The 25,176-nt window shown below is 37.4% G+C and carries 24 protein-coding genes and 1 tRNA gene; 23 read left to right on the top strand and 2 right to left on the bottom strand.

Annotated elements, in window-relative coordinates; all coding sequences use genetic code 11:
- Positions 1-2: 2 nt before the first annotated feature.
- The 3 genes from ABIL69_07040 (at position 3) to ABIL69_07030 (ending at position 4,202) form a co-directional block, all read left to right on the top strand.
- Positions 3-959: a tRNA 4-thiouridine(8) synthase ThiI gene (locus ABIL69_07040; GenBank protein MEO0123742.1), complete on the top strand. Its 957-nt coding sequence runs from the start codon at positions 3-5 to the stop codon at positions 957-959.
- Positions 960-1,448 carry an HIT domain-containing protein gene (locus ABIL69_07035; protein ID MEO0123741.1) on the top strand — a complete coding sequence of 163 codons (489 nt, stop codon included), beginning with the start codon at positions 960-962 and terminating at the stop codon, positions 1,446-1,448.
- A gap of 63 nt (positions 1,449-1,511) precedes the next feature.
- The gene (locus ABIL69_07030) at positions 1,512-4,202 is read left to right on the top strand and encodes a DUF2723 domain-containing protein (protein ID MEO0123740.1); all 2,691 of its coding nucleotides are present in this window, start codon (positions 1,512-1,514) and stop codon (positions 4,200-4,202) included.
- A gap of 3 nt (positions 4,203-4,205) precedes the next feature.
- On the opposite strand, the gene ABIL69_07025 is transcribed toward ABIL69_07030, so the two are convergent.
- Positions 4,206-4,820, bottom strand: a complete 615-nt coding sequence (locus ABIL69_07025; protein ID MEO0123739.1) for a hypothetical protein — start codon at positions 4,818-4,820, stop codon at positions 4,206-4,208.
- An 87-nt stretch (positions 4,821-4,907) separates the two neighbouring features.
- On the opposite strand from ABIL69_07025, the gene ruvX reads away from it, so the two are divergent.
- The 18 genes from ruvX (at position 4,908) to ABIL69_06935 (ending at position 22,655) form a co-directional block, all read left to right on the top strand.
- Positions 4,908-5,324: a Holliday junction resolvase RuvX gene (ruvX, locus tag ABIL69_07020; protein ID MEO0123738.1), complete on the top strand. Its 417-nt coding sequence runs from the start codon at positions 4,908-4,910 to the stop codon at positions 5,322-5,324.
- A gap of 3 nt (positions 5,325-5,327) precedes the next feature.
- On the top strand, positions 5,328-6,296 hold the full coding sequence (gene mltG, locus ABIL69_07015; GenBank protein MEO0123737.1) for an endolytic transglycosylase MltG: 969 nt from the start codon (positions 5,328-5,330) through the stop codon (positions 6,294-6,296).
- Complete coding sequence (locus tag ABIL69_07010; GenBank protein MEO0123736.1) at positions 6,283-8,703, top strand: hypothetical protein; 2,421 nt, start codon at positions 6,283-6,285, stop codon at positions 8,701-8,703. Before mltG ends, ABIL69_07010 begins: the two co-directional genes overlap by 14 nt.
- Positions 8,700-10,970 (top strand): hypothetical protein, encoded by a 2,271-nt coding sequence (locus tag ABIL69_07005; GenBank protein ID MEO0123735.1) that lies wholly within the window; start codon positions 8,700-8,702, stop codon positions 10,968-10,970. The genes ABIL69_07010 and ABIL69_07005 overlap by 4 nt, the downstream gene beginning before the upstream one ends.
- Positions 10,967-12,358 carry a sensor domain-containing diguanylate cyclase gene (locus ABIL69_07000; GenBank protein MEO0123734.1) on the top strand — a complete coding sequence of 464 codons (1,392 nt, stop codon included), beginning with the start codon at positions 10,967-10,969 and terminating at the stop codon, positions 12,356-12,358. Before ABIL69_07005 ends, ABIL69_07000 begins: the two co-directional genes overlap by 4 nt.
- A gap of 36 nt (positions 12,359-12,394) precedes the next feature.
- Complete coding sequence (gene rpsP / locus ABIL69_06995) at positions 12,395-12,634, top strand: 30S ribosomal protein S16 (protein ID MEO0123733.1); 240 nt, start codon at positions 12,395-12,397, stop codon at positions 12,632-12,634.
- Complete coding sequence (locus ABIL69_06990) at positions 12,631-12,861, top strand: KH domain-containing protein (GenBank protein MEO0123732.1); 231 nt, start codon at positions 12,631-12,633, stop codon at positions 12,859-12,861. The genes rpsP and ABIL69_06990 overlap by 4 nt, the downstream gene beginning before the upstream one ends.
- 106 nt (positions 12,862-12,967) lie before the next feature.
- Positions 12,968-13,693, top strand: a complete 726-nt coding sequence (gene trmD, locus ABIL69_06985) for a tRNA (guanosine(37)-N1)-methyltransferase TrmD (protein ID MEO0123731.1) — start codon at positions 12,968-12,970, stop codon at positions 13,691-13,693.
- Positions 13,677-14,036, top strand: a complete 360-nt coding sequence (rplS, locus tag ABIL69_06980; GenBank protein ID MEO0123730.1) for a 50S ribosomal protein L19 — start codon at positions 13,677-13,679, stop codon at positions 14,034-14,036. Before trmD ends, rplS begins: the two co-directional genes overlap by 17 nt.
- Positions 14,020-14,616 (top strand): ribonuclease HII, encoded by a 597-nt coding sequence (locus ABIL69_06975; protein MEO0123729.1) that lies wholly within the window; start codon positions 14,020-14,022, stop codon positions 14,614-14,616. The genes rplS and ABIL69_06975 overlap by 17 nt, the downstream gene beginning before the upstream one ends.
- Positions 14,603-14,962: a YraN family protein gene (locus ABIL69_06970; protein ID MEO0123728.1), complete on the top strand. Its 360-nt coding sequence runs from the start codon at positions 14,603-14,605 to the stop codon at positions 14,960-14,962. The genes ABIL69_06975 and ABIL69_06970 overlap by 14 nt, the downstream gene beginning before the upstream one ends.
- 3 nt (positions 14,963-14,965) lie before the next feature.
- A tRNA-Arg gene (locus ABIL69_06965) sits at positions 14,966-15,039 on the top strand.
- A 50-nt stretch (positions 15,040-15,089) separates the two neighbouring features.
- Entirely contained in the window at positions 15,090-16,592 is a 1,503-nt protein-coding gene (locus tag ABIL69_06960; GenBank protein MEO0123727.1) for a FlgD immunoglobulin-like domain containing protein, read from the top strand.
- A 183-nt stretch (positions 16,593-16,775) separates the two neighbouring features.
- A complete protein-coding gene (locus tag ABIL69_06955) occupies positions 16,776-19,529 on the top strand; it encodes a type I restriction-modification enzyme R subunit C-terminal domain-containing protein (GenBank protein ID MEO0123726.1) in 2,754 nt (917 codons plus the stop codon).
- A 230-nt stretch (positions 19,530-19,759) separates the two neighbouring features.
- Positions 19,760-20,278 carry an ORF6N domain-containing protein gene (locus tag ABIL69_06950; GenBank protein ID MEO0123725.1) on the top strand — a complete coding sequence of 173 codons (519 nt, stop codon included), beginning with the start codon at positions 19,760-19,762 and terminating at the stop codon, positions 20,276-20,278.
- 287 nt (positions 20,279-20,565) lie between these two features.
- Positions 20,566-20,874 carry a type II toxin-antitoxin system RelE/ParE family toxin gene (locus tag ABIL69_06945; protein ID MEO0123724.1) on the top strand — a complete coding sequence of 103 codons (309 nt, stop codon included), beginning with the start codon at positions 20,566-20,568 and terminating at the stop codon, positions 20,872-20,874.
- A gap of 11 nt (positions 20,875-20,885) precedes the next feature.
- A complete protein-coding gene (locus ABIL69_06940) occupies positions 20,886-22,010 on the top strand; it encodes a HigA family addiction module antitoxin (GenBank protein ID MEO0123723.1) in 1,125 nt (374 codons plus the stop codon).
- A gap of 129 nt (positions 22,011-22,139) precedes the next feature.
- Positions 22,140-22,655, top strand: a complete 516-nt coding sequence (locus ABIL69_06935; protein MEO0123722.1) for an ORF6N domain-containing protein — start codon at positions 22,140-22,142, stop codon at positions 22,653-22,655.
- Between the two features lie 117 nt (positions 22,656-22,772).
- Here the strand turns inward: ABIL69_06935 and ABIL69_06930 are convergent, their stop codons facing one another.
- Positions 22,773-22,952 (bottom strand): hypothetical protein, encoded by a 180-nt coding sequence (locus ABIL69_06930; GenBank protein ID MEO0123721.1) that lies wholly within the window; start codon positions 22,950-22,952, stop codon positions 22,773-22,775.
- A gap of 100 nt (positions 22,953-23,052) precedes the next feature.
- Between ABIL69_06930 and ABIL69_06925 the strand changes: the two genes are divergently transcribed.
- Together ABIL69_06925 and ABIL69_06920 are read left to right on the top strand one after the other, a co-directional pair.
- Complete coding sequence (locus tag ABIL69_06925) at positions 23,053-24,843, top strand: ATP-dependent helicase (GenBank protein ID MEO0123720.1); 1,791 nt, start codon at positions 23,053-23,055, stop codon at positions 24,841-24,843.
- A 5-nt stretch (positions 24,844-24,848) separates the two neighbouring features.
- The coding region (locus tag ABIL69_06920) for a restriction endonuclease (protein MEO0123719.1) at positions 24,849-25,176 on the top strand (328 nt) is incomplete at its 3' end.

Genomic DNA, 25,176 nt, shown 5'->3' with positions numbered 1-25,176 from the left:
AAATGCCAAAGGCGGTTGTATTGATTTCCGGAGGGCTTGATTCAATCCTTGCCCTTGAACTCGTCAAGGATTGGGGTATAACTTGTTATCCGCTCCATCTCACCCATCAATTTCTTCCATCAAAGACTCTGCCGAAAATTCCTAAATTAAAGACAATTGATATTACTGAAGAATTGATTGAAATAATAAGAGCACCAAAATACGGTTTTGGCGAAAATCTAAATCCCTGTGTTGATTGCAGAATATTGATGCTCAAAAAGGCAAAGGAGTATATGAAAGAAATCAAGGCAGATTTTATAGTCACAGGTGAAGTTCTTGACCAGAGACCTTTTTCGCAGAGGATGGAGATGCTCAATCTTGTAGTAAAAAAGGCAGAACTTGAGGGATTGGTGGTAAGACCATTGAGTGGTGGTTTATTACCGGAGACGATACCGGAAAAGAAGGGGTGGATAAAGAGAGAGAAATTATTAAAGATAAAAGGCAGATCAAGAAGGGAATCCCTTGCCCTGGCACAGGAAATGAATATTACAGAATTTCAAACCCCCAGTGGCGGGTGTTTGCTCACGGACCCGGGCTTCTCGCGTAGAGTGGCGGATTTGATGAGATACCAGGAAAAGATAAAACCAGACGATATCGCTTTGTTAAAGATTGGTCGGCATTTTAGATTGTCTCCTGAGGCAAAACTTATCGTAGGAAGGGAAAAAGAAGAGAACGAAAAACTTGAAAAATTTATTTCCCTTGCTGATTTTCTATTTTATGTTCCAGATACCGGAAGTCCAATTGGATTACTTATTGGAGATAAAGAATTTCTGAAACTTTCTGCCCAGGTTGTCGCACGATATAGTGATAAAAAATCCGAACCACAGGTTGAGGTCTGGTATAAAGAAGGTAGAAAGACCGGTAAGATAAAAGTTGCCCCAATAAAAGATGAAGACTTAAACAAATACCGGATTGGATAAATGGAAAGACTCTGGGCACCCTGGAGAATGGAGTATATCAGAAACCCCAATAAAGAATGTTTTTTGTGTGCCGCATTAAAAAGTAAAAATTTAGAACAGGTTTTCATAATTGAAAAAATAGAATTTGGTTTTACGATTATGAATCGCTATCCATATAATAATGGACATTTGTTGATTGCACCAGTTCGACATATCGGACAGATTGAGTTACTCAATGATGAAGAAATCATAGCAATCCATAGGCTGCTCTCCCGTGCAATAATGGCGATGAATCAGGCATTCCATCCTGAAGGATTTAATATAGGAATAAACCAGGGGCGGGTTGCGGGTGCCGGGCTTGTTGACCATTTGCATTATCACCTTGTGCCAAGGTGGCTGGGTGACACAAACTTTATGCCGGTCATAAGTGATACAAAGGTTCTTTCTGAGGCACTGAATAGGACATATATACAAATTAAAGAGGCACTTAAGAAACTGGACAGCCTATAATATTGATTAGATGGCAAAATTGTTAAATAAATATTCCATATTTGTTTTATTACAAAAAATTTAATGAATATTATTGAAAAAAATTTAAAGGCAATTCTTATTATAATTGTAATGATAATTGCCGGCTTTATATATCTTTTCACGGTTGCACCAACACTTTCTTTCTGGGATTGCGGAGAATTTATTACCTCTGCCTACACCCTGGCAATACCCCATCCACCAGGCACGCCATTTTATGTGATATTGGGTAGGGTTTGGTTGATGGTGATAGGTTTTTTTGCTACGATTTTTCCGATATCTAAAGAGGTCGCCTGGCATATGAATCTTCTGGCAATATTCTTTTCTCTCGGTTCAGTATTTTTGATTTACAAAATTATATTAAAGATATTGACATTAAGTAAATCGGGTTTGAATAATAATGGTATATGGGCAGGATTTATTGCGACGCTTGGTATCCCTTTCTATTTTTCAATCTGGTGGAATGCGGTTGAAACCGAGGTCTATGCACCGGGGAGCTTTGTCTTTGTTCTAATAAATTATCTTATATTGCTCTGGTATGAGAGTGTGAAGAAAAATCAACCGGATAATAAATATCTCTTATTGAGTTTTTATCTCATATTTCTTGCCACAGGTATACAACTTGTTCCATTCTTGATGGTTATTCCAATATATGTGTTTGTTTATCTGATCAATCCTCATATTCTTAGGGACAGACTATTTTTGTTGCTTGGCATTTTTCAGATTGTTATATTCTTATATATGTTTTTACTACCTGATAATCTCCTTAAACCAGCACTGGCTATTTTGATTTTGATACTATTGATTTCAGTGGTATTTTCAATGGGTAAAAATGTAACGGCAAATAATCGAACTTTCTTCTGGGTTGGTGTCTTTTCTATTCTAATAGGATTGAGTTCGGAATTGTATCTACCAATAAGGTCAAGGATTTTGACTGAATTTTATAAAGATAAAAGAATTACCGAAAAATATCTTAAAGGTGAGAATATCGCCCCTCGTATTAATATGAATGAACCAGGTGAATCATTCTCTGCCTTTTTTGGTGTGCTCCATCGTTCGCAATATGGAGGGCAGAAGATATTGCCACGACAAACCCAGGTCAAAGGTGCTGGTATAATAGAAGGTGTTTATCATCAAATTGCCCTTTATATCCGTTATCTTTCCTGGCAGATTGCACCGGAATATTTAAATGGCTTTTTACGCTTTTTTCTACTTTTGATATTTTATCTTTTAGTCATAAACGGTATATTAGAATTATATAAAAGTGAGCAGAGGATATTTGTATTCTTAATGTTAATACTCTTTTTTGTCTCTATCGGGATAGTTGGGTATCTCAATTTAAAATTTTCTCCTTCAGATGCAAACCCTGCTCATCAACCCAGGGAAGTTAGGGAGCGTGATTATTTTTTCCATACAAGTTTTTTATATATCGGACTTTTGATTGCCTTTGGAATTTTAGGACTTTTTGAAAGAATAAAAAAGTTAAAAATTCAAAATCTTCTCATACCCATCCTGACTTTATATTCAATCCTGCCGGCATTTTTCAATTTTACACTAAATAGCAGATACAAGAACTTCATCCCGCGTGATTATGGTTATAATCTATTGATTTCCTGTGCACCAAATGCCATTATATTCACCAATGGTGATAACGATACATTCCCATTATGGTTTGTTCAGGAAGTTTTGGGAGTTAGAAGAGATGTGATTGTGGCAAATCTTTCTCTTATCAATACCGACTGGTATATCAGACATTTGAAATACTGGGGAGTGCCAATAAGCTTTGATAATACAACCATAAAAAAAATTTGTGAACAGGGGTATTTTGTGTCGGAAGATAGAAAAATTATGTTTGTGAAAGATATTATGATAAGAGATATTCTTGCTATGAATGCGGGTAAAATGCTTAATCCGCAGGATTATTTTGTAAAAGCAGAGAGTTTTGCAGAGAAGGTCTTAAAAAATTATCAAGGCAAAAGGCCAATTTATTTTTCGTCTACAGTTGATTATGAAAATTACACGGGTTTTGAACCATATCTCAAGATTGAAGGCATTGTCTACCGCGTCACTGGCGATAGTATTCCTTTTCCGAGGAATATGAATATTGATAGGACTAAGGAATTATTTTACCAAACCTATCGTTATACGGGATTCTTTTCACCGCAAAAGTATGAAGCACTGGCAAAGATTCTCTATGATTTTGAAAAGAGGAAGAATGAGGGAGAATTTTTTGGATATGAAGCAATAAAGGATCAGAACACTGTGAATCTATATTACAATTATGCAATTGCCTTGATCTATTTAGGATTTCTACTCAGGGATTACAATAATTTTGATGGCGCATTAAACGCCTGGCGTTTTGGCTTATTATTTGAATCTCTGGGAAAGGAATCATGGAAATTGTATTTTAACCTTGGAATGTTATTTAATCAATTAAACCAGACCGATTCAGCAGATTATTATTTCAGTCGTATTGATAAAAAAGAATCTCAGATATTTGCTCAGATTGGCGAATCATTCAGACAGAATCGTGATTATCACCGGGCAATAAAATATTTCAAAGAGGCATTGCGAATAAATGCACGCAACCCATCCGCATATAATGGGCTGATTGATACTTATCTTGACCTCAATGACACCGATTCTGCTATAAAATTGCTTGAAGAATGGCTGAGATTTAACCCGGATGATACTGGTGCACGGAGGCTTTTAAATACCCTTAAAAATCCTCAGTAAAATTTAGTCCCGATTTAAAATATCGCTGATTGTTTTAAAATATCTCTTTACGAGGTCTTTATTCGCTTGAGGAACCTTAGCATAAATTGTATCCACTTGATTTAGAATCTGGCTACTTTGTTTGTACGCCTCAAGGGATGCCTTTATTGCGTTTTTCTGTGCTTCTGGAATTTTCGGGTCCTTTAGTAATTCCTCCATTTGTCTTATTTGTGCCTGATTTTCAGCTTGACTTTTTTGTATTTCAAGTTTTATTGAATCAAGCATAATTGCGGCATAAGCAAGCATTGTTTTTGCATAAGCAGGCCAGAATTCATTCCAACCCATACCTGCCGCCCGCAGTTTTGAATCAAGTGCTGCAATCTGTTTGTCAAGGATACTCATTCCTTGAAATGCTGACATTATGTCACCGGGACGGACATCAAGTTGTATATCTTTACCTTCTTTTTCCACAATTTCAATAAATGTGGGCAATACTTTTATGAATCTTTGTAATTCACCCTCTGTGAGTGTTCCAAACGCAATATTCGGTCCCTGTTGTGCGCCACCCGGGACAGGTCCCTGAGGACCGCCACAGAAAACAAAGAGCGTTAAAAAGAGCGAAAGAATAAGTTTATTCATTTTACCCCCTATAGTTCAATTATATCCCTGATTTTGCAAAAGTCAATAATTGTTGACAATAAAAAAAAAATAATTATAATTTTAACGATGAAGATTATGGCGATTGATTATGGAAAAATACATATCGGAATTGCCCTTACGGATCCACTTGGTATTATTGCCCAGCCCTATTTGACGATTCGCTATAAATCATATAAGGAACTTATCAAACGACTTAAGTTTATTTGTGAAGAAAATAATGTTGGATTGATTCTTATAGGAAATCCATTGCTTCTGGATGGTAAAGATAGTGCTATGTCTGATGAAATCAAGAGATTTGTTACAAGATTAAAAAAATCTTTAAATATTGAAGTTCAATTATGGGATGAAAGATATACAAGCCGGCTCGCAGCAAAATTATTAAAAGATTTTGGGATTAAAAACAAAAATCTTGATCAGATTTCTGCTTCTTTAATGCTTGAGGAGTATTTGCGACAAAAGGAAAATGTTTCGGCAGAATGTTAGTTTATGAAAAAAATCTTTTTTTTATTTACAGCATTCTTTATTTTATTTTTGTGCTGGCTCCAGCCACTTAATCTTGGACAAAAAGAAATTAATATACCAAAAAATGCCACTGCGAAAGAAGTGGCCGATATTCTTTCAAGAGAACATATTATCATTAATTCTTATGAATTTTTATTCTGGCTTAAGATTCTCAGAAAAGAAAATCATATCCGTTCAGGAAGGCATCAATTAGCTATTTACAAAAATCCAGTCTATGTAATATATAAACTCATTAAAGGAGGGAGGAGCGATATTACAATCACAATCCCTGAAGGACTTATAATAGAGGAGATTGCTGATATTTTGTATAAAAAGAATGCTATTCAAAGCAAGGCAAAATTTATTTCCCTGTGTAAGGACAGAAATTTCATAAAAAGCCTTGGGCTTAATCTACGAAGTCTCGAAGGTTACCTTTTTCCCGATACATATTCATTTGAAGAAAATGTTGATGAAGCAAAAATAATAAAAAAAATGGTTGATAATTTTGAAACAAAAATTAAAAACATTACCGATATTCCATTGGATTCTATTCAAAATACTGTAATACTCGCATCCATTGTTGAAAAAGAAGCAAAATATAATGAAGAAAGGGCAATCATTGCCCGGGTATTTTTAAATAGACTCAAACTCCATCGCCCACTTGAATCCTGTGCGACTGTAATTTATGCCTATAAATTAAAGAATCCAGATACAGTGATAACCTATCTCAGAGAAAAAGATTTAAAATATGATTCGCCTTACAATACCTATCTATATCCTAATTTGCCACCCGGACCAATATGTTCACCGGGTCTTAGTTCATTAAAGGCAGCATTATATCCAGCAGATGTGGACTATCTTTATTTCGTTGCCCGGGGGGATGGTTACCACCATTTCTCAAAGACCTATAAGGAACATCTGACCGCAAAGGAGTATTATAATGCTAAGAAATGAGTTTGAAGAAATCTTACTCACGGAAACCCCCTATTACCAGAGAATGAAAAAGATCTATCGTGATTCAACAAATTTTAGACGCTATCTTGAGGTATTAAAGAAGGTATCAAACAATGATCCTGTATTAAAATATTTTGATAACAAAGAAGGAAAGGAAATTATTTTTCTGGGGAGAAAATTATTCGCCCTTCAAGAAGAATTTGTTATTAACTATTTAAAATTTTTAAAAGACGAATCATTGATTGGCAAATGGGATGAGTTTTTTGAGCGCTACAGTAATACAATATTTGATATATATAAACGTTTTACCCAGATTGATCCATACAAAATTTTTATCTTTGAGATCGTGAATAGAAAATTGTTAAGGGATATTCTTACTAAAGAGATTGCAAACCGGAGTGCGGATGAAAAGGCATACATTGCAGAAAGAATTGGAGTCGTTGTAAACCAGATATTCAATTACATAAGACGTTCCCTGACGAGAAATGTTATGGTGCAGGACCGGTTAATCTGTGATTCCTATGAGAAAATACCCCTATATCCTAAAAGTACAAGAGCAGAACTAACAAAGTTAATGGCAAAATTGATTTTTAAAAAGGGACTTCCGGAGCCATTGTTTTCAGGTATTCTTAAAAATTTATTGAATACAAGTTATAACGAAGGACTTCAGCGCGTGATTGACGAGATTAATAGACTTGGTAAGGCATTCAATCGCGAAAAGATTACTGCGTTATTGAATACAAGTTTTTTATTCCCGAATGAGGATGGTATGCTAAAGTTGATTACTGCAATCCAGAGCACTGCCCAGGGTGTCTATGAAGAGGCAAGAAAGAAAAAATTGGTAATTGAAAAACAGATTGCAGATTTAGAGAAAAAAATGGAACAGATAAGCACCGATTTGAGTAATGATTTATTAAATGAGGTCAGGAATTTTTCAACCGAAGAAGGCTTGGAGATTCATCTTAAAAAACTCAAACATAATCTGACTTCTCTCGGTTATGACCTTAGAAGATTTCGCCTTGAATATCAGGAATATCAAAAACAGGAAAATGAATTAGAAGGACTTTTGAAATTAAAAATAGCTGATTTTTCTAAATTCATTACCAAAAACGAATGGGACCCATATCTGCTCTTTCTCATTGGCGAAAGAAATACTATAGAAGATGAGACATTCCAGAATATTATCAAGGAAGTGGCAAATGAGATAAAAAATAATAAAGAATACGCAAATCTTATAAATGAATTTCGCATCCCTGGCTTTCTTAAAGAGCGATATAATACTACAGAAATCATGAAACGGTTTGATTTAATAATTAAAGAATTGTTTGAACCATATTTAAAAACCCTGCTCCTGGAAGAATTGATTGATTATTATCCAAAGGTAAGCGGCACCCCGTCCCCTGAAAATATCCGGTTTATAGCAGAAGAAACATTGAATGGTAAGGTGCAGGTGGTGGAAAAAGAGATAAAAACTGTTCCTCTAATTGAAGTAACGCCAAAGTTGAGTGTATCGCGTTATAAAAACCTGATTGCGGTCTTGACTTACGATATAAGGGGTTCAACATTTATGGGTACGAAATTGCAGAACGCCGAAAAGGAGAATGAGATAAGAAATCTTTTTCAGGAAACAATGTTAACAGTAATTGAAAAATTCGGCGGACTGCCAATTAAGGATACAGGCGACGGTGGTATCATTCTTTTCGCTAATAACAACTTTGAGATAAAAAACCAAAAGACAAAGATACCAGAGCCCGGTAGTGTGCTCAATGCAGTCCGTTGTGGATTAGAAATGGTCAAAGAATCAATAAGTTTTGTTCAGGAGAATATAGAACATTACAAGGACTGGTTTAAAGAAGCAGAAGACAGGAAGATTGATTTTGAGGGTATAACCTATGCCACATTGCCCCCGGCATATCAATCCATATTCCAGATTGGCGTAGGTATTGCTTCTGGAGAATATCCAAAAGAAGTTTATCTCGACCGCAATGCCTTTGGTGAACTTGACCTGACAGGCATGCTGGTACGTGAATCAAACTTCTATTCAAAGATAAAGAGCCGTGAAAAATCAACAGTTATATGTGATGATGCTACAGTTTTTAATTTGCTTCTTAATATTGATAAATTTTCCTTCCTGAGTGATACGGGTGTTAAACTTACTGCGGAGTCAATGGATATAGAACAAGAATTAGAGTTCTGGATAAACCAGAAATTGACCCGCAGGGGCTTCATACTTGATTTCTACCGAATATTTGTTTCTAAGATGGGAGAAGAAATATACCATCCAGGCAGTTTAAAAATTCTCCTGGGTGTTTCCGATATTGCTATAGAAGAAACTGGAGAGATTAAAGATGGTAAGGGCGGTCGCGGCAAATTCCTTTTTGAATTATCCTATGAGGTGCCAAAATGAATAATATAAACATTGTTGGATTGCATAACATTATTGAAGAAGAGAGTCAGTATTTAAAATTTCTTAAAGAAAGATATTTAGACCAGAAACGATTTCAGAAATTGACCGATGATATAAAATTGGGATTCCAGTTACTGGATTTCCCAAAAGAATTATCAAAAATATTTGAAAATTTAAATCTTTTTTTAATCTGGCTTGGTGCCCCCATTACTCAGTATAAAAACTATGAATGGGCGTTGTATATTGGGCATAGAAAAACAGGGCTTCCCATTCCTGCCGGTTTGAAAGATAAATGCCCCGGACAGATAATATCCTTGATTGATAATCTTAAAAGTTATAAGTCAATTTATGAATTCAATCAGGAGTTGAAAAACTATTCAATGTCCTGTGAGATATTTTTGATTATCCATAAATCATACATAAATGCACGATTAGAATACATCCTGCCAAATTTACTTGCAGACATCGAGAGAATGACATTTAAAACCTTCGCGGAGGCGGTTGATAAAATTCCCAGGATTTACCTTGATTATTTATCAGAGCCATCGTTATTGAAGATATTCAAAAAGATTAGTGCTATGCTTACGCGTGACCGTGAACGAATCGTTGAAGAAATGCGCAGCATAGACCTGTATGCAGAACGTTTAAAAGAACAGATCTTCACACTTAATACAGAAACGAATGCAGGGTTAAAGGATATTCTTGATAATCTTGTAGCAAAAGGAGCCGACTTCGATCTTATAACTCAAAAAACATCCAATCTTTTTTCTCGTCTGGTGAGGCTTTTTTTGGGCAACGTCCATCATTTAAAAGATTACGAAAAGAAAAAGGCAGAATTGCAAAGGATTATAAAAGAAGAAGAGAATGCTCAATCAATAATAGAAAAGAGAATGCTGGATAGAAAAAAATTGGTGGGCGAATTGTTTGAGGAATATGCATTCGCTCAAAAATTTGGAACATTTAATCCACAGGAAGAAAAGATATTTGCGAAAAATATAATGTATTATTTCGAAGAACTGCACAAACAAAAAAGCAGGGATTTACCACTTTTAGCGAGATTTGAGAAGAAGGCATTGCTCGGTGTGGAATTAGACCTTGATGGAGTAAATGAAGCATATGCAACATTTATGAAAAAAGATTTGATTCCAGCTTATATAGGTAGTTGCCTTTTTGAACTTGTCAATTGCCTCCCTCCTTCAGAGAAAGAATCCAAAAAAGTGATAAGAGATTTAGCCAATCTTACCTATTACCTTCTTGAAGGTAAAGAAATCCTGATTCTACGCCAGAGACAAAACGAATTGGCAGAAGAAATTAAAAATTTAATTGAGCAATACCGCAAGGCAATCACAGTCCTTGTATATGATATCAGAGGTTCATCATATATGGGCATAAAATTGCATAATGCCTTGAAGGAGCAGCGCATTAAATATAAGTTTGCTAAAGAGATGGCGGCGATTGGAAAAAATTATGGGGGATTTTTATTGAAAGACACTGGTGACGGTGGTATTATCTGGTTTGCAGAAAATTCTGAGAGTCTATATGGACACCTTTATACAGAATCCACAACCGGCAAGGGTATAAATTTAAGGTATTCTATCTTCTCAGGAACAGAGCTGGAATTAATCCCGGCGCTTGATGCGGCAAAAAGGGCGATATTATGTGCCCGGGAAATGGTAATAAAGGCTGAAGAATTTATCCGTGCAAATTTTATGCATTATCGTGATTGGTTTGCTACGGTCGCAGAAAGAACAATGGAGATAGATGGTGTAACCTATGCACTCTTACCCCCCGAATTCAAGAGTCTATTTAGAATCGGCATTGGAATTGCATCGGGATTGCCCGAAAGGGATGTTGTGTTATCCGCAAATTCTTATGGTGATCCAGACCTTGTAGGTCCGATACTTGCAGATGCCCATCTATATTCAATGGAAAGGCAGCCCGGCAGGTCGGTAATAATATGTGATTTGCCCACTTTTATAAACTTTATGTTAAATGTAGAAAATTTTGAGTTTCCCATAGAGGAATCTGCATTTGAAAAATATCTAAGAATTCTTGATGATGTGAGAAAATTACCCCATGGTTATGTGTATCCCGAGTTAAAGGTTTCTATTGCACCGAGGGGAATACATATCCTTGAAGAATTGGATAAGAAAAAAGCCCTGACTGAAATAAGATCCGGAAATCTGATGATTGATGAAACGGGGATACTATATAGCGAAGATAAGAAAAAGGCAAAACCATTTTATGAGGTCATTCCTTTACAATGAAAATTTTACTTTACCAACCTAATAATGCTGACAAAGAAAAATTTTTACGGTATTTAAAGAAACTTGAACTTGAAGTTATTTTGACTAAAAAGCAATCAGCAATAATTCCAACAATAAAAAAGGATAAAGTTGATATAATTGTTTTGAATATTGATGCCAGAAAGATAATAAAAACCCTTGATGAATTAAATACGAACATTCCTATTATACTAACGGTTCCCGGATCTGACAAATTAAAATATGAACACATAATCATTCCTGATACAATAGGTATAATCAAAACACCTTATACATTCAGCAATTTAAAGAAGTTAATAAAAAAAGCAATAAAACGAAGAGAACAATACCTTACAAACCTTAAGACTGTGGAATCTTTGAAGAGAAAGATTAAAGAAATGGAAACATTAAATGAAATTGTTCGGGCGATTAACTCTTCACTCGAACCTAAAGAGATATTGAAGATTATTATGGAGAAAACTGCTGATTTTATCAGGGCTGAAGGCTGGTCCATACTCCTTATTGATAAAGACCGCCAGGAACTTGTGTTTGAAGCAGCGGCAGGTGAGGCAGGCGAAAAACTGATTGGTATGAGATTGAAGATAAACCAGGGCGTGGCAGGCTGGGTTGCACGAACAGGTAAGTCATTGATTGTTGAAGATGTGTCAAAAGACCCGCGCTTTTATGATGGAGTAGATAAAAAAACAAAGTTTACAACAAAATCAATTTTATGTGTGCCAATGAAAAGTCGTGATGAGATTATCGGTGTTGTGGAGGTCATCAATAAAATTGGTGGTGAACCTTTCACAAAAGACGACCTTGAGATATTTGAAAATCTTGTTCAACATGTTACTATTGCCCTGCGTAACGCCCAGATTTATCGCAAAATGGAAGAGACAAGTATTACTGATGACCTGACAAAACTATATAACACCAGATACTGTAATCAAAAACTTGATGAATTGATAAAAGAAAGGGTAAAAACAAAAGGAAAGATTTCTTTAATATTCTTTGATGTGGATTTTTTCAAATTGGTTGATGATAATTATGGACACCTTGTGGGAAGCGAGACATTGAGGTTAATAGGTGAAAGGGCGCGGAGTGTAATCAGGGAAAGAGACATTGCAGTTCGTTATGGAGGGGATGAATATATTATCATTTTACCGGATACGGATAAACCAACTGCAGCCATCATTGCAGAGAGAATCAGAAAGACAATAGAGGAAAAGCCCTTTCCTGCCCAGGATGGTAAATATTTCAATGTATCGGTGACCCTTGGTGTTGCAACTTTTCCTGAAGATGCCTTATCCCGTGATGAATTGATTGGCAGGGCGGACAAGGCAATGTACCAGGGAAAGATGACAGGCAGGAATAAGGTTATCGTCATATAGGTATTGACATTTTGCAGAATTTCAATATAATATACCATGGTTAAGATTCGGTTGACGCGGATGGGTAGGCACAATTCTCCTTTTTACCGGATTGTGGCTATAGATTCAAGAAAGGCAAGAGATGGTAAGTACATAGAGAACCTTGGTCATTACGATCCCAGAACCAAAAATTTGCAGTTGAATCGGGATCGCATTGAATACTGGTTATCTAAAGGAGCCAAGCCTACCAATACGGTGGCTAAATTAATTTCTAAAGCAAAAGGAGGTTCATCATGAAAGAGCTTATAGAATATATCGTTAAGGGGCTTGTGGATAATCCCGATAAAGTAAATATAAAAGAGGTCGCTGGCGAAAAGAGCATAATATATGAACTTAGAGTCGGCGAAGGTGATCTTGGTAAGGTTATTGGTAAAGAAGGTAGAACCGCGAAGGCAATTCGAACAATCATTACCGCGGCAGCAATGAAACAAGGAAAACGCGCGGTATTGGAAATCATTGAATAATGCATTCTGACCTCTCTTGCCTTTTTAATAAGAAAGGGTATCAGGGGAAACTGGATTACCCTTGATACCCTTCTTTGTTTTGTAGTACCCAATAAGACCTTTAACTATGCAGTTTAATATAATATCAATCTTCCCAGAATACTTTAACGGTCCTCTATCCTGTGGGACCTTGAGAATTGCACAGGAAAAAGGAGCGATCAAGATAAATATTCTAAATCCAAGGGATTTTACGATTGATGGTATCGTGGATGATTATCAATTCGGTGGTGGCTCAGGGATGGTGCTCAAACTTGAACCAATTTTGAAGGCAATAAATTCAATAAAAAAAGAAAAATCCTTAATTATCAATTTTAGCCCGACCGGTAAGGTCCTCACCCAGAATCTTGTAAAGAAATTGGCTGAAGAAAATGATATAATTCTTATCTGCGGAAGGTATAAAGGGATTGATGAAAGGCTGGGTAGATTGATATCTCTTGAAGAAATATCTGTTGGTGATTATGTATTATCCGGTGGCGAGTCAGCATCTATTGTCCTTATGGAGGCAATAACGAGATTACTGCCCGGGGTGCTCGGGCATATTGATTCTGCAAAAGAAGATTCATTGCAAAATGGCATTTTATCCGCGCCCGTCTATACCCGTCCCGCAAGTTTTAAAAACTATGTAGTTCCGGAAATTTTATTAAGCGGCAATCATCAGGCAGTTGCCCGCTGGCGAAGAAAAATGGCTATAGAAAGGACATTGAAGAAAAGACCAGAACTTTTGAGCGATGTTGTTTTCTCAAGAGATGACCTTGAAATATTATTGGAGGTGTTAAATGACGAAAAATCCTGATTTTAAACCAGGCGATTTAATAAAGGTTTATGTAAAGGTTGTTGAAGGGGATAAAACAAGGCTCTCTCCTTTTCAGGGGGTTGTGATCCAGATGAAAGGAAGTGGCGAAAGTAAGACATTCGTTGTGCGCAAAGTATCAGCCGGTATTGGTGTAGAAAGGATATTTCCTTTGAATTCACCAATGATCGCCAAAATTGAAGTAAAAAGGAGAGGCAAGGTACGCAGGGCAAAACTTACCTATTTGAGAAACAAAAAGGTGAAGAAGTTAAAGAGTCAAGAGGTAACTATAAAAGAAGGAAATGAGGAAAAAATAGAAGAAAAGAAAGTTGAAACAAACAATTGATAGAGAATTCTGGAGTAAATTTGATTTTATTGCTGGTTGCGATGAGGCAGGGAGGGGTCCTCTTGCCGGACCAGTGGTTGCCGCTGCTGTAATTCTGCCTAAAAATTTTTATCACCCTGAGATTGATGATTCAAAAAAACTTTCTCCTTTAAAAAGGGAAGAGTTGTTTATTATTATACAAAAGGCTGCGGTCAGTTTTTCCTTCGGCATCGTTCCGGTTGAAGTCATAGATGAAGTAAATATATTGCAAGCAACGAAAATGGCAATGTCTGAGGCGATAAATAAACTATCACCCCAGCCTGAAATTGTTTTAATAGATGCCTTAAAGATTGATACCCTCTCAATAGAACAATATCCAATTATCAAAGGTGATAGTTTGAGCATTAACATTGCCTCAGCATCTATCTTAGCAAAGGTAAAGAGAGATTCAATAATGCTTGAATATCATAAACAATATCCAATGTATGGGTTTGATAAACATAAAGGTTATCCAACTTTATTACACCGCGAATGTATCAAAAAATACGGTCCCTGTCCGATTCACAGAAAGACATTTAAATTATTGAATGATGATAAATAAAATTCAATTGGGAAAAAAGGGTGAAGAACTTGCCCGAAAATTTTTAAATAAAAAAGGATTCAATATAATTGACCATAATTTTCGCTGCCGGTATGGGGAGATAGATTTGGTATTAAGGAAAGGAAAATCTTTCCATTTTGTAGAGGTAAAATATCGCAGGACACTTGAATATGGATTACCCCAGGAATCAGTAAACAAGAGAAAGCAAAAGAAGATACAATATGTGGCACTATTATGGTTAAAAAAGAGACATCTACCAATAGATACCGAAGTTCATTTTGATGTTCTGGCGATAAATCAGAGTGGGGATGGTGTAGAATACGAGTATATTGAAGATGCATTTTAAGGTGCGCCTGTAGCTCAGGTGGATAGAGCGGCGGGCTTCGAACCCGCAGGCCGGGGGTTCAAATCCCTCCAGGCGCGTGGATTGACAAACTAAAATTTATGGATAAACTTTATTTACGGAGGTTATTATGGAAAGAAGAGAATTTTTAAAAATTCTGCTGGCAGGTAGTCTTGGTTCATTAATAAATAGACCTTTAACCAACCCGCTTTCATCTATCTTTACAGATTCACGATATTTACCACCACCACAGATTAACAATTTTTCATCAGAGATAGTTTTGAATAGCAGGCGTTCATATCATAGTGGTTACACGAGCAGTCTCTCTGATCAGATTCTTGCTAATATTTTATGGGCAGCATCCCGTGCCCCATTGATTGGAACAAATCGTATTATATATGTTGCCCGAACTGATAATGTCTATCGTTATGACCCTAATTCTCATGATATTGTTCTCCATTTATCAGGAAATCATAAATCAGAATCAAACGCCGCATTTGAAGTGGGAATTGCCAGTGATATTGCTGAAGATGCAGGCACATCTATTCAATTTGCCCAACTTGCCTCAATTTCGTTCTGGAATACAAACTCAAACCAACCCGCATCCTGTCCCAAAGAGAGTGCGACAACCAACGCCAATAACACCTGGAGCCCTTCTCTGACTGTCCAAATGGTGAATGTCTATGGATTGATGAGTTCGGTAAGTGGAATAACATCAGAATGCGTGGCACATTCTTCAAACGGTTCTTTACCTGACCCGAATACCAATGGTACGATCATTCTTGAAAATGCCCTGGCAAATCTGAAGTATGGCAATCTTTTTAGTGATACCGAGCTGAATCTTAATCAATTATCCCAGCTTGCCTGGGCATCGTATGGCAATACACCCCATACTACATCAAATGGAAGGGCAGGTATAACCGTGCCTTCAGCCGTGGCAAACTACTATCTCACTGGTAAGATCTATATCGTCCGCTCGGTGGGTGTTGAAAGATACCATATCCGACTCCCTTCAGGAAGTGCAAGTTCTCGTGACCATCGGATTGAAAGGGTAACGGATGGTGATAGAAGACCCCAGCTGAGAAGTGCAATTCCACGATTACCTCAGACCGCGCCAAATTATTTTGTCTATTGTGCTACAACAGCGAGCAGATATCAATTGCTTGAGGCAGGTTTTGCCGGGGCGAGCGCCCTGCTCCAGGCAACCTGTATAAATCTACAGGGTTATTTTACTGCAAACTTTTCTTCAAGTGAGCGGACTGCTATCATAAATGCCCTTGGCATACCGACGACCGATCTGCCATTATTTATATTTTCTGCAGGACAGGAGTATGTGGGGATAAAGGAGCAGGAATCAAAAAATCAAGGCATTCTTTCGTTAAATCCGAATCCCTTTCGTGATAAAGTTAGAATCCATTATCAATTGAATAATAGCTCACGGGTGAATATTGCAATTTATGATACATCGGGTAATCTTGTAAAAAATCTGCATAATGATTTTCAGCCTGCTGGTAAATATACAATCTTCTGGGATGGAAAAAATCAAAGCGGTAAAAAGATTCCCAGCGGGGTTTATTTTATAATATTGAATGCGGGAGAAAAAATCCATAAAGAAAAACTAACGAAGATATAAAATAGTTATCTAATTCGGTATTTCAACATAATCCTTCGCCCATTGACTTTTTTGTAAATATTTATATACTTTTTATACTGATTAACGTTTGTTCTTTAGTGTTAAGAAATGGCCCCTAAGGTTTTATTTTGAGGAGATATTGGTACTTATGATACAAAAATCTTTTATGTACGGAGCGAATAGATGAAACCTGAGGAGCTTGCAAAGCAGAAAATAGAGAAATTACTCAAAGATGCGGGCTGGATTATTCAGGAGATGAATAATCTAAACCGTGATGCTGGACTCGGTGTTGCAGTCAAGGAATTTCCATTAAAAACAGGTTTTGCTGATTATCTTTTATTTATTAACGGTAAGGCAGCAGGTATAATTGAAGCCAAACCTGAGGGCACAACGCTAGGTGGTGTTGATTTCCAATCTGATAAATACATTGCTGGTTTCCCCGAGAATGTACCACACCACCATTTGCCGCTTCCATTTGTTTACGAGAGCACTGGTACCGAGACATTTTTCCGTGACCTTCGTGATCCTGAACCCTGTTCCCGGCGTGTATTTGCCTTCCATACGCCTGATGGATTAAATGAATTTCTCTCCAAAGAAACCACCCTGCGTGCAAGATTGCGAAACCTTCCTCCTTTAATTACCAAAGGACTGAGAAATTGCCAGGTTGATGCAATTCAAGGGCTTGAACAATCTCTCTTTGATGCCCGACCCCGCGCCCTAATCCAGATGGCTTCAGGCGCTGGTAAAACATTTACTGCTATCAGTGCGGTATATCGCTTACTCAAATTTGCTGATGCCAAACGGATTCTCTTTTTGGTTGACCGTAGAACCCTGGGTAAACAGACCTTACAAAAATTTCAGGAATATGAAACACCTGATGATGGAAGAAAATTTACCGAAATCTATAATATTCAGCATCTAACAACAAATACCATTGACCCTGTCAGCCGAGTTTGTATAACAACTATCCAGCGTCTCTATTCTATGCTTAAAGGTGAACCTGAATTTGATGCAGAGACTGAAGAAGAATCTATCTTGAATTATGCAATTGTAAGTACAACACCGGTTGAGGTCAGTTATAATCCCAAAATCCCGATTGAAACCTTTGATTTTATCATTACTGATGAATGCCATCGCTCAATCTATAATCTGTGGCGTCAGGTTCTTGAATACTTTGATGCCTTTATAATTGGTTTAACCGCAACGCCGTCAAAGCAGACCCTTGGATTTTTTAACCAGAATCTGGTTACTGAATACAATCATGAACATGCGGTTGCTGATGGTGTAAATGTCGGTTATGAGGTCTATCGCATAAAAACTGCCATCACCGAGCAGGGCAGTAAGATTGATGCCGGTTATTATGTGGACAAGAGGGATAAACTGACCAGAAAGGTGCGCTGGGAAATGCTTGAGGATGACCTTGAATATGATGCTACACAATTAGACCGTTCAGTCGTTGCCAAAGACCAGATAAGGACTATTATCAGAACATTTAAGGAAAAACTCTTTACTGATATCTTTCCTGGAAGAAAAGAAGTTCCCAAAACCTTAATCTTTGCCAAGGATGATTCCCATGCCGAAGATATTGTTCACATTGTGCGTGAGGAATTCGGAAAAGGAAATGAATTTTGCAAAAAGATAACCTATAAGACAACTGGTGAAAAACCCGAGGATTTGATTGCGAGTTTTCATAATTCATACAATCCCCGGATTGCCGTGACTGTGGATATGATTGCAACCGGCACAGATATAAAACCGCTTGAATGTATAATTTTTATGAGGGATGTGAAATCAAGGGTATATTTTGAACAGATGAAAGGCAGGGGTACAAGGGTCATAAACGCAACTGACCTGATGGCAGTGACCCCCGATGCCCTTCATAAGACCCATTTTGTTATCATTGATGCGGTTGGTGTTTGTGAAAATGACAAAACTGATTCCCAACCCCTTGAACGGAAGAGATATGTTGCTTTTGACAAACTCTTGATTGGTATTGCAATGGGTGTGCGGGATGAGGATGCAATATCATCTCTTGCCGGTAGATTGGCGAGGATGGAGCATGAGATTGATTCTAAAGACAGCGAAAAAATAACCCAGATATCTGGTGGCAATTCACTTAAGGATTTAAGTAATCGGTTATTAGATGCAATTGATCCAGATAAGCAGATAGAAAAGGCAAAGGAGATTTTTAAGACTGAGTCGCCAACTGATGAACAGATTGCAAAGGCAAGTGATATTTTGATTGATGATGCGTGTAAACCTTTTAACAATCCTGATTTGAGAAATTTGCTTATTGAAATTAAAAAGAAAAACGAGCAGATAATTGATACAATCAGCAAGGATATTGTATTATTAACCGGATTTGATGAAAAGGCAAAAGAGGCTGCCCGGACTGTGATTGATACTTTTAAGAAATTTATTGAAGAGAATAAGAATGAACTGACCGCGCTCCAGATTATTTACAGTAAACCTCACAGTAAAAGGTTTGTAACCTACGATGAGATTAAACAACTCGCTGAGGCGATAAGCAAACCGCCATATTTTTTGACCACGGAGAAACTATGGCTTGCCTATGAACAACTTGAAAAATCAAGGGTCAGGGGTGCAGGTCCTCAGAAGTTATTAACAAATATTATTTCGCTTATTCGTTTTGCAATTGGTGAAAGCAATTACTTGGAGCCTTTTACTGAAACCGTTGAGCAGAGATTTAGAACCTGGTTGAATGAACAGGAAAAACTTGGCAGGAAATTTACACCTGAGCAGTTGGATTGGCTGACAATGATAAAAAATCATATTGCCACATCATTAGCAATCACAATTGACGATTTTGAACTCGCCCCATTTTTTGAAAAAGGCGGACCGATTAAAGCCAATCAGGTCTTTGGCAAAGAATTGAATACCATTCTATCCGAACTAAACGAGGTGCTGGTTGCATGAATCTGATTTTATGCCATTCTGAAGATTCCATTTTTGCCATTCTGAACTTGTTTCAGAATACCACTATTAACAAATCCCCTCGCCCCCTGTGGGAGAGGTCCACCACACAACCCCCTCGCCCCTTGTGGGAGAGAGCCTGCCCCGTACTTGATACGGGGGTAAGGGTGAGGGGCTACTTGCCTGCAACAGGCAGACAGCCTGCTGCGAAGGATATAGAATAATGGGGGCCTATGAAGAATAATTTAATCCCACAAGAAGTAATTGAAAAGAGAATTTATATGATTAGAGGACATAAGGTGATGCTCAGCACCCATCTGGCAGAATTATATGGTGTTGAGGTTAGGGTGTTGATTCAGGCGGTGAAGCGAAACAAAGAGCGGTTCCCTCCAGATTTTATGTTTCAACTTTCTGACGAAGAATTTAAGACTTTGAAATCACAAATTGTGATTTCAAGTTGGGGTGGAATAAGACGAGCAAATCCTTATGCTTTCACAGAACAGGGTGTCGCAATGCTTTCAAGTGTCTTGAGAAGTAAAAGAGCAATACAGGTCAACATTGCGATAATGAGGGCATTCGTCCGGTTAAGACAGATACTGGCGACTCATAAGGAACTGATTCACAAACTATCTGAACTTGAGCGAAAAATAGAAAAGCACGATGTAGAAATTAAGGCGATATTTGATGCCATGCGCCAACTGATGACGCCACCCGAAAAATCAGATAAAAGAATTGGGTTTATAAAGGAGTAGAATGGTGAAGTTCACTACTATATCCCCTCGCCCCTTGTGGGAGAGAGCCTGCCCCGTACTTGATACGGGGGTAAGGGTGTGGGGTATATCGCGAGGAATGAAATAACGCCTGCCCTGAACGAAGTGAATGGCAAACAATCCCATGCCTAACATTTTCCATTCCCTTAAAGGAAAAGAATAAAGGTGAGGTAAAATGAATTTCATTTTTAAATTTTACCTTTAAGGTAAAATGACTATTGACAATTTACAAAATCTGAATATAGTTATTATGATATGGAGAGAAATTCTTGGAAGTTAAATTCAGAAACCCTAAGTTGCTTGAACTTTACCAGAAGGGCAAGAGCAAAAAATACGTTCTGGGTTCTGAAGTTGTTAAAAAATTTTCTTTACGAATTGAAATTCTACAGGCAGCCGTCAACATATACGATTTATGGAAATCACCATCATTGCATTTTGAGAAGATGACAGGTTATGATAAGAGATATTCGGTCAGGATTGATAAAAAACATAGACTGGAGTTTGAAATTGAATGGACTGATGATAAAAAGACAGTCGGTGTCGTTAAAATCATTGAAATATCAAAACATTATGAATAGAAAGGATTAAAATGATGTCAAGAAAATACAAACCTCACTTTAATATTGGTCCGGGTCCTTTTATAAAAGAGGAATTAAAGGCGCGCAATTGGAGACAGGAAGACCTAGCAGCAATTATTGGTATGTCATTAAAATCGGTTAATCAATTGATAAAGAACAAGCAGACAATCACGGTTGAAACTGCACAACTATTGAGTAAAGCATTTGGTCAGTCTGCTCAATTTTGGCTCAATCTGGATACCAATTATAGACTCAGACTTAAACAGGATGAAGAGCGGTCAAAGAGCGTCGGAATGATGGCACAAATCTTCAAATTTATGCCAATCAAAGAGATGGTTGCAAAAGGATGGTTGAAGAGATACAAAAACCCCTATGACCTCAAATCACAAGTCCTTAATTTCTGGAAAAAAGATAACCTGGACTTCTCCTGGCTTGATGTTAATGCCCTACCGAATCTCCGTAAATCAACAGCTTATAATCAATTCAATCTATTCTATGCCCATACCTGGTTTCAGATGGCAAAAAAATGTGCGAAAATATTTATTGTCGGTAAATATAGCGAAAATCAGTTCAAACAGATTTCTGATGATTTTGCTAATTATACACTAACAAACCTGTCCATCAAAAAATTTCTGAAAGACCTCAATAGCGCTGGTGTAAAATTCTTTGTTTTAAGCCATCTGCAGAAAACTTACCTTGATGGTGCAGCCTTCTTTGATAATGGTAATCCGGTAATTGTTTACACAATGCGATATAACAGGATTGACAATTTCTGGTTCACAGTTGCTCACGAAATAGCCCATATTCTATGCCATGTTAGAAACAAAAATGACTACTTTGTTGATAACCTTGATGCAATGACCACCAAACAGGAAAGAGAAGCCAATGAATATGCACTAAAAATGATAAAGGCATCTCAAATCAAAGAATATTTCAGAGGCATAGACACCTACATATCAGAGTGGCGTGTTAATGACTGTGCCAGGGAAGTAGGTGTCAGTCCGGCACTTGTTGTTGGTGTTTTACAATATGAAGGCAAACTCTCCCGAAGAAATCTCAATCGCTTAAAAGAAACAGTCTCAGATAAAATTCCCAGTCAATACTGGGCAGAAAAAAGACTGAAGGAATTGAGATGAATTTAATTCCACAATATTCCCATTTTCTGTCATTGCGACCCGCCATCCGCCACTCTTTATGGCGGATGTTTGGCGGGGAGTCAATCTCATCTATTTCTTCCTCTGACAGAAATTAAAGGATAGGTGAAGATGAAAGACATTATCCCGCAGGAAATGATTGAACAGAAGATTTTTCTGATAAGAGGACAAAAAGTAATGATTGATAGAGACCTTGCTGAATTATATGGAGTAGAAACGAAATATCTGAATAGACAGGTGAAACGAAATCGCGAACGATTCCCTGAAGAATTTATGTTTAGACTAACAAAAGAGGAAAAAGATGAACTGGTGACAATTTGTCACCGGTTCAAGACAATGAAACATTCAAGTACTCTGCCCTATGCCTTTACAGAACATGGTGTTGCAATGCTTGCCAGTGTTTTGAAAAGCGAGAGAGCAGTAAAAATAAGTATTATAATTATCAAGGCATTCGTCCGGTTAAGACAGATGCTGTCTGCTCACAAAGAACTTGCACGCAAATTATCTGAACTTGAACGGAGAATTGAAAGACATGATGCGGAAATTAAGGCGATATTTGATGCAATCCGCCAACTGATGACGCCACCCGAAAAATCAGATAAAAGGATTGGGTTTATAAAGGAGTAGAATGGCGAGGTTTACTACTATATCCCCTCGCCCCCTGTGGGAGAGAGTCTGCCCCGTGCTTGATACGGGGGTAAGGGTGAGGGGTATATTGCGGGAGATGAAATGGAACCTTTCCTATTAGTTGTAAAGTATCTCCAAAGCGTCATTCTGAACTTGTTTCAGAATCTCGGTTCTATCGTCATTGTTTGTCTGCCGCAGGCAGACAAGCCTGCCAAAACAAGCCGTGGCAATCTCAGTTTTGTTTCTTCCAACCTCCCTGTCTCCGTTTCCCCTTGTCTCTCCATCTCTGTTTTTCACCCTGCACACTTCTGGGGTAGGAATGAAATGGATAAAATTCTGTGGGATGGAAATATGGAGGTGTGATGAATCAGATAATTAATATAACGGACACCTTCTAATGGCAAAATCAAAGAGTATATTTGCAAGCAAAACTGGACCAATTCTTTTACTTGCGGGTCCAGGTACTGGTAAAACCCATCAATTAGCTCTCGAAATAAAATATTTAATCGAGAAAGACCCAGCCAACCGAGACAAGATAACGGTTATAACCTTCACCGATGAGGCAGCCAAAAATATGAAGAATCGACTTAGCGATGAAGAAAAAAGCGATGTTTTCTTGCCACCAGAAATGCAGCCAGCAAATATTTCAACTATGCATAGCCTTGGTTATCGCATAATTAGAGAGAATCATAGTAAGGTTAAATTACCTGAAGATATTAGAGTATTAACTCTGCCACCGTTGCTTTCAATTATGATGATAGATGCAGCCCAAATAGTTGGTATTGATAAAAGTATAGCGAAGGAAACGGAAATGTGTCGCCGGATGGGAGATTGCAAAAAGGATTCCAATAACAACAAATGCAAAATTTGTGCAAAGTATACAGAACTTCTCAGAAGTTGTAATGCTATTGATTATGACGATCAGATAATAATGGCTAATGAACTTCTCCAACACTATCCTGACATATTGACAAAAGAACAATCCAGGGCACGTTACTTATTAGTTGATGAGTACCAAGATATCAATGCAGCACAATTTAGATTCATTAATCTTTTAACTAAAGACCAAACAGATGGGCTTTTGGTGGTTGGTGATGATGATCAAAGTATATACAGTTTCCGAGGCGGAACACCGCGTTTCATAAGAAATTTTCAGAATGACTATAGGAATGCTAAAATAGAGAAAAAGGATATTTGCTTTAGATGTCCACCCTATATTTTCCGCGGAGCGCTTGAGGTTGTCATGAGATTTGACACTAACCGTTTAGGAAAAGGGGTATACACATTCAAAAACCAAACGAATAAGAAAATAGTTATATATGATGTACCCAGTGAAGTAAAGGAAGCAGAGATAATTGCACAAAGGGCTAAAGAATTGTTGCCGTTGGGGGAAGTCCTTATCTTATTGCCTAGATGGAATTTCGCCCAACCATTAAAGAAAGCACTGCGAAATAAATGTGTCAATTATACCTGCCGTCCCAATATATATGAAAGTGGGCTATATTGTCTACAGGTTATAAAAACGTGGTTAGATAATGCGGATGATAATTTTGCTCTCCGCGAGCTGCTTAATGCATTGATTGAGGGGGAAACTTTGAATAAAACTGAAAAAAGCGAGATTTATGATTGTATTGCCAAAATATGGAATCATGCGCTCCACAAACAGATATCGCTCTTTGCATCACTCAAAGAATTGTCATGCACTAGTCAAACTATAGAAAACATTTATAATATTTTTGATAGTATGCGCACAAATTTATCAAAGGAAGCACACGAATTTCTAAATACTGTGACAAAACAATTTGGAATATGGAAAAATCCACAAGACTTCTTGCAAGAGATAGCTGAATTCACTGAAGAATTATCAAACACTCGTGTAGGAAAAGAAACGGCTCGCGTGCTTACAATGCATAGCGCAAAAGGATTGGAAGCAGATTTCGTTTTCATACTTGGGTTGGACGAAGGTGTATTTCCTACTCAGTCGGAAATGCAAAACAAAGATGAATGTGCTGAAGCTGCTCGATTGCTATTTGTGTCAATGACCCGCGCTAAGCGAGAACTATACCTTTTTCATGCACGAAAGAGATCTGCTGGAATCACTTTTTTAAAAAAATCCTATCAGCTGAAACAATCACCATTCATAGATGTCATACCCAATGATTATATTACAAGAGCGTATGTCAGATGAGTTGTATGAAACCGGTGCCTAAAAATTGGGTTTTGGCAAGACTATCGGAAATACTGGAAACCTTTGAATCTGGCGGACGTCCAAAAGGTGGTGCAAAGCATATCAAATCTGGTGTTCCAAGTATCGGGGGAGAGCATCTTACATCAGAAGGGAAATTCAATTTTGATGAAATTAAATATGTCCCAATTGAATTTTTTAATGAAATGACAAAAGGAAAAATCAAGAAAGGCGATATTTTAATTGTGAAAGATGGTGCTACAACCGGCAAAACTGCAATCGTCCGTTCAGATTTTCCTTATGAAAAAGCGGCCATAAATGAACATGTTTTCATTG

Source organism: candidate division WOR-3 bacterium (assembly GCA_039802005.1).
GTDB lineage: Bacteria > Hydrothermota > Tepidihabitantia > SM23-42 > JAOAFX01 > JAOAFX01.
This window is presented reverse-complemented; position numbering and strand designations above follow the sequence as displayed.

Coding starts and splice junctions, on each gene's coding strand:
- ABIL69_06970 (MEO0123728.1), top strand. CDS start 14,603: ATGATGATAAATAAAATTCAATTGGGAAAAAAGGGTGAAGAACTTGCC.
- ABIL69_07000 (MEO0123734.1), top strand. CDS start 10,967: ATGAAAATTTTACTTTACCAACCTAATAATGCTGACAAAGAAAAATTT.
- ABIL69_06935 (MEO0123722.1), top strand. CDS start 22,140: ATGAAAGACATTATCCCGCAGGAAATGATTGAACAGAAGATTTTTCTG.
- mltG (MEO0123737.1), top strand. CDS start 5,328: ATGAAAAAAATCTTTTTTTTATTTACAGCATTCTTTATTTTATTTTTG.
- ABIL69_06960 (MEO0123727.1), top strand. CDS start 15,090: ATGGAAAGAAGAGAATTTTTAAAAATTCTGCTGGCAGGTAGTCTTGGT.
- ABIL69_06925 (MEO0123720.1), top strand. CDS start 23,053: ATGGCAAAATCAAAGAGTATATTTGCAAGCAAAACTGGACCAATTCTT.
- ABIL69_06955 (MEO0123726.1), top strand. CDS start 16,776: ATGAAACCTGAGGAGCTTGCAAAGCAGAAAATAGAGAAATTACTCAAA.
- ABIL69_07030 (MEO0123740.1), top strand. CDS start 1,512: ATGAATATTATTGAAAAAAATTTAAAGGCAATTCTTATTATAATTGTA.
- ABIL69_07040 (MEO0123742.1), top strand. CDS start 3: ATGCCAAAGGCGGTTGTATTGATTTCCGGAGGGCTTGATTCAATCCTT.
- rplS (MEO0123730.1), top strand. CDS start 13,677: ATGACGAAAAATCCTGATTTTAAACCAGGCGATTTAATAAAGGTTTAT.
- ABIL69_06990 (MEO0123732.1), top strand. CDS start 12,631: ATGAAAGAGCTTATAGAATATATCGTTAAGGGGCTTGTGGATAATCCC.
- ABIL69_06950 (MEO0123725.1), top strand. CDS start 19,760: ATGAAGAATAATTTAATCCCACAAGAAGTAATTGAAAAGAGAATTTAT.
- trmD (MEO0123731.1), top strand. CDS start 12,968: ATGCAGTTTAATATAATATCAATCTTCCCAGAATACTTTAACGGTCCT.
- ruvX (MEO0123738.1), top strand. CDS start 4,908: ATGAAGATTATGGCGATTGATTATGGAAAAATACATATCGGAATTGCC.
- rpsP (MEO0123733.1), top strand. CDS start 12,395: ATGGTTAAGATTCGGTTGACGCGGATGGGTAGGCACAATTCTCCTTTT.
- ABIL69_06940 (MEO0123723.1), top strand. CDS start 20,886: ATGATGTCAAGAAAATACAAACCTCACTTTAATATTGGTCCGGGTCCT.
- ABIL69_07035 (MEO0123741.1), top strand. CDS start 960: ATGGAAAGACTCTGGGCACCCTGGAGAATGGAGTATATCAGAAACCCC.
- ABIL69_07005 (MEO0123735.1), top strand. CDS start 8,700: ATGAATAATATAAACATTGTTGGATTGCATAACATTATTGAAGAAGAG.
- ABIL69_07025 (MEO0123739.1), bottom strand. CDS start 4,820: ATGAATAAACTTATTCTTTCGCTCTTTTTAACGCTCTTTGTTTTCTGT.
- ABIL69_07010 (MEO0123736.1), top strand. CDS start 6,283: ATGCTAAGAAATGAGTTTGAAGAAATCTTACTCACGGAAACCCCCTAT.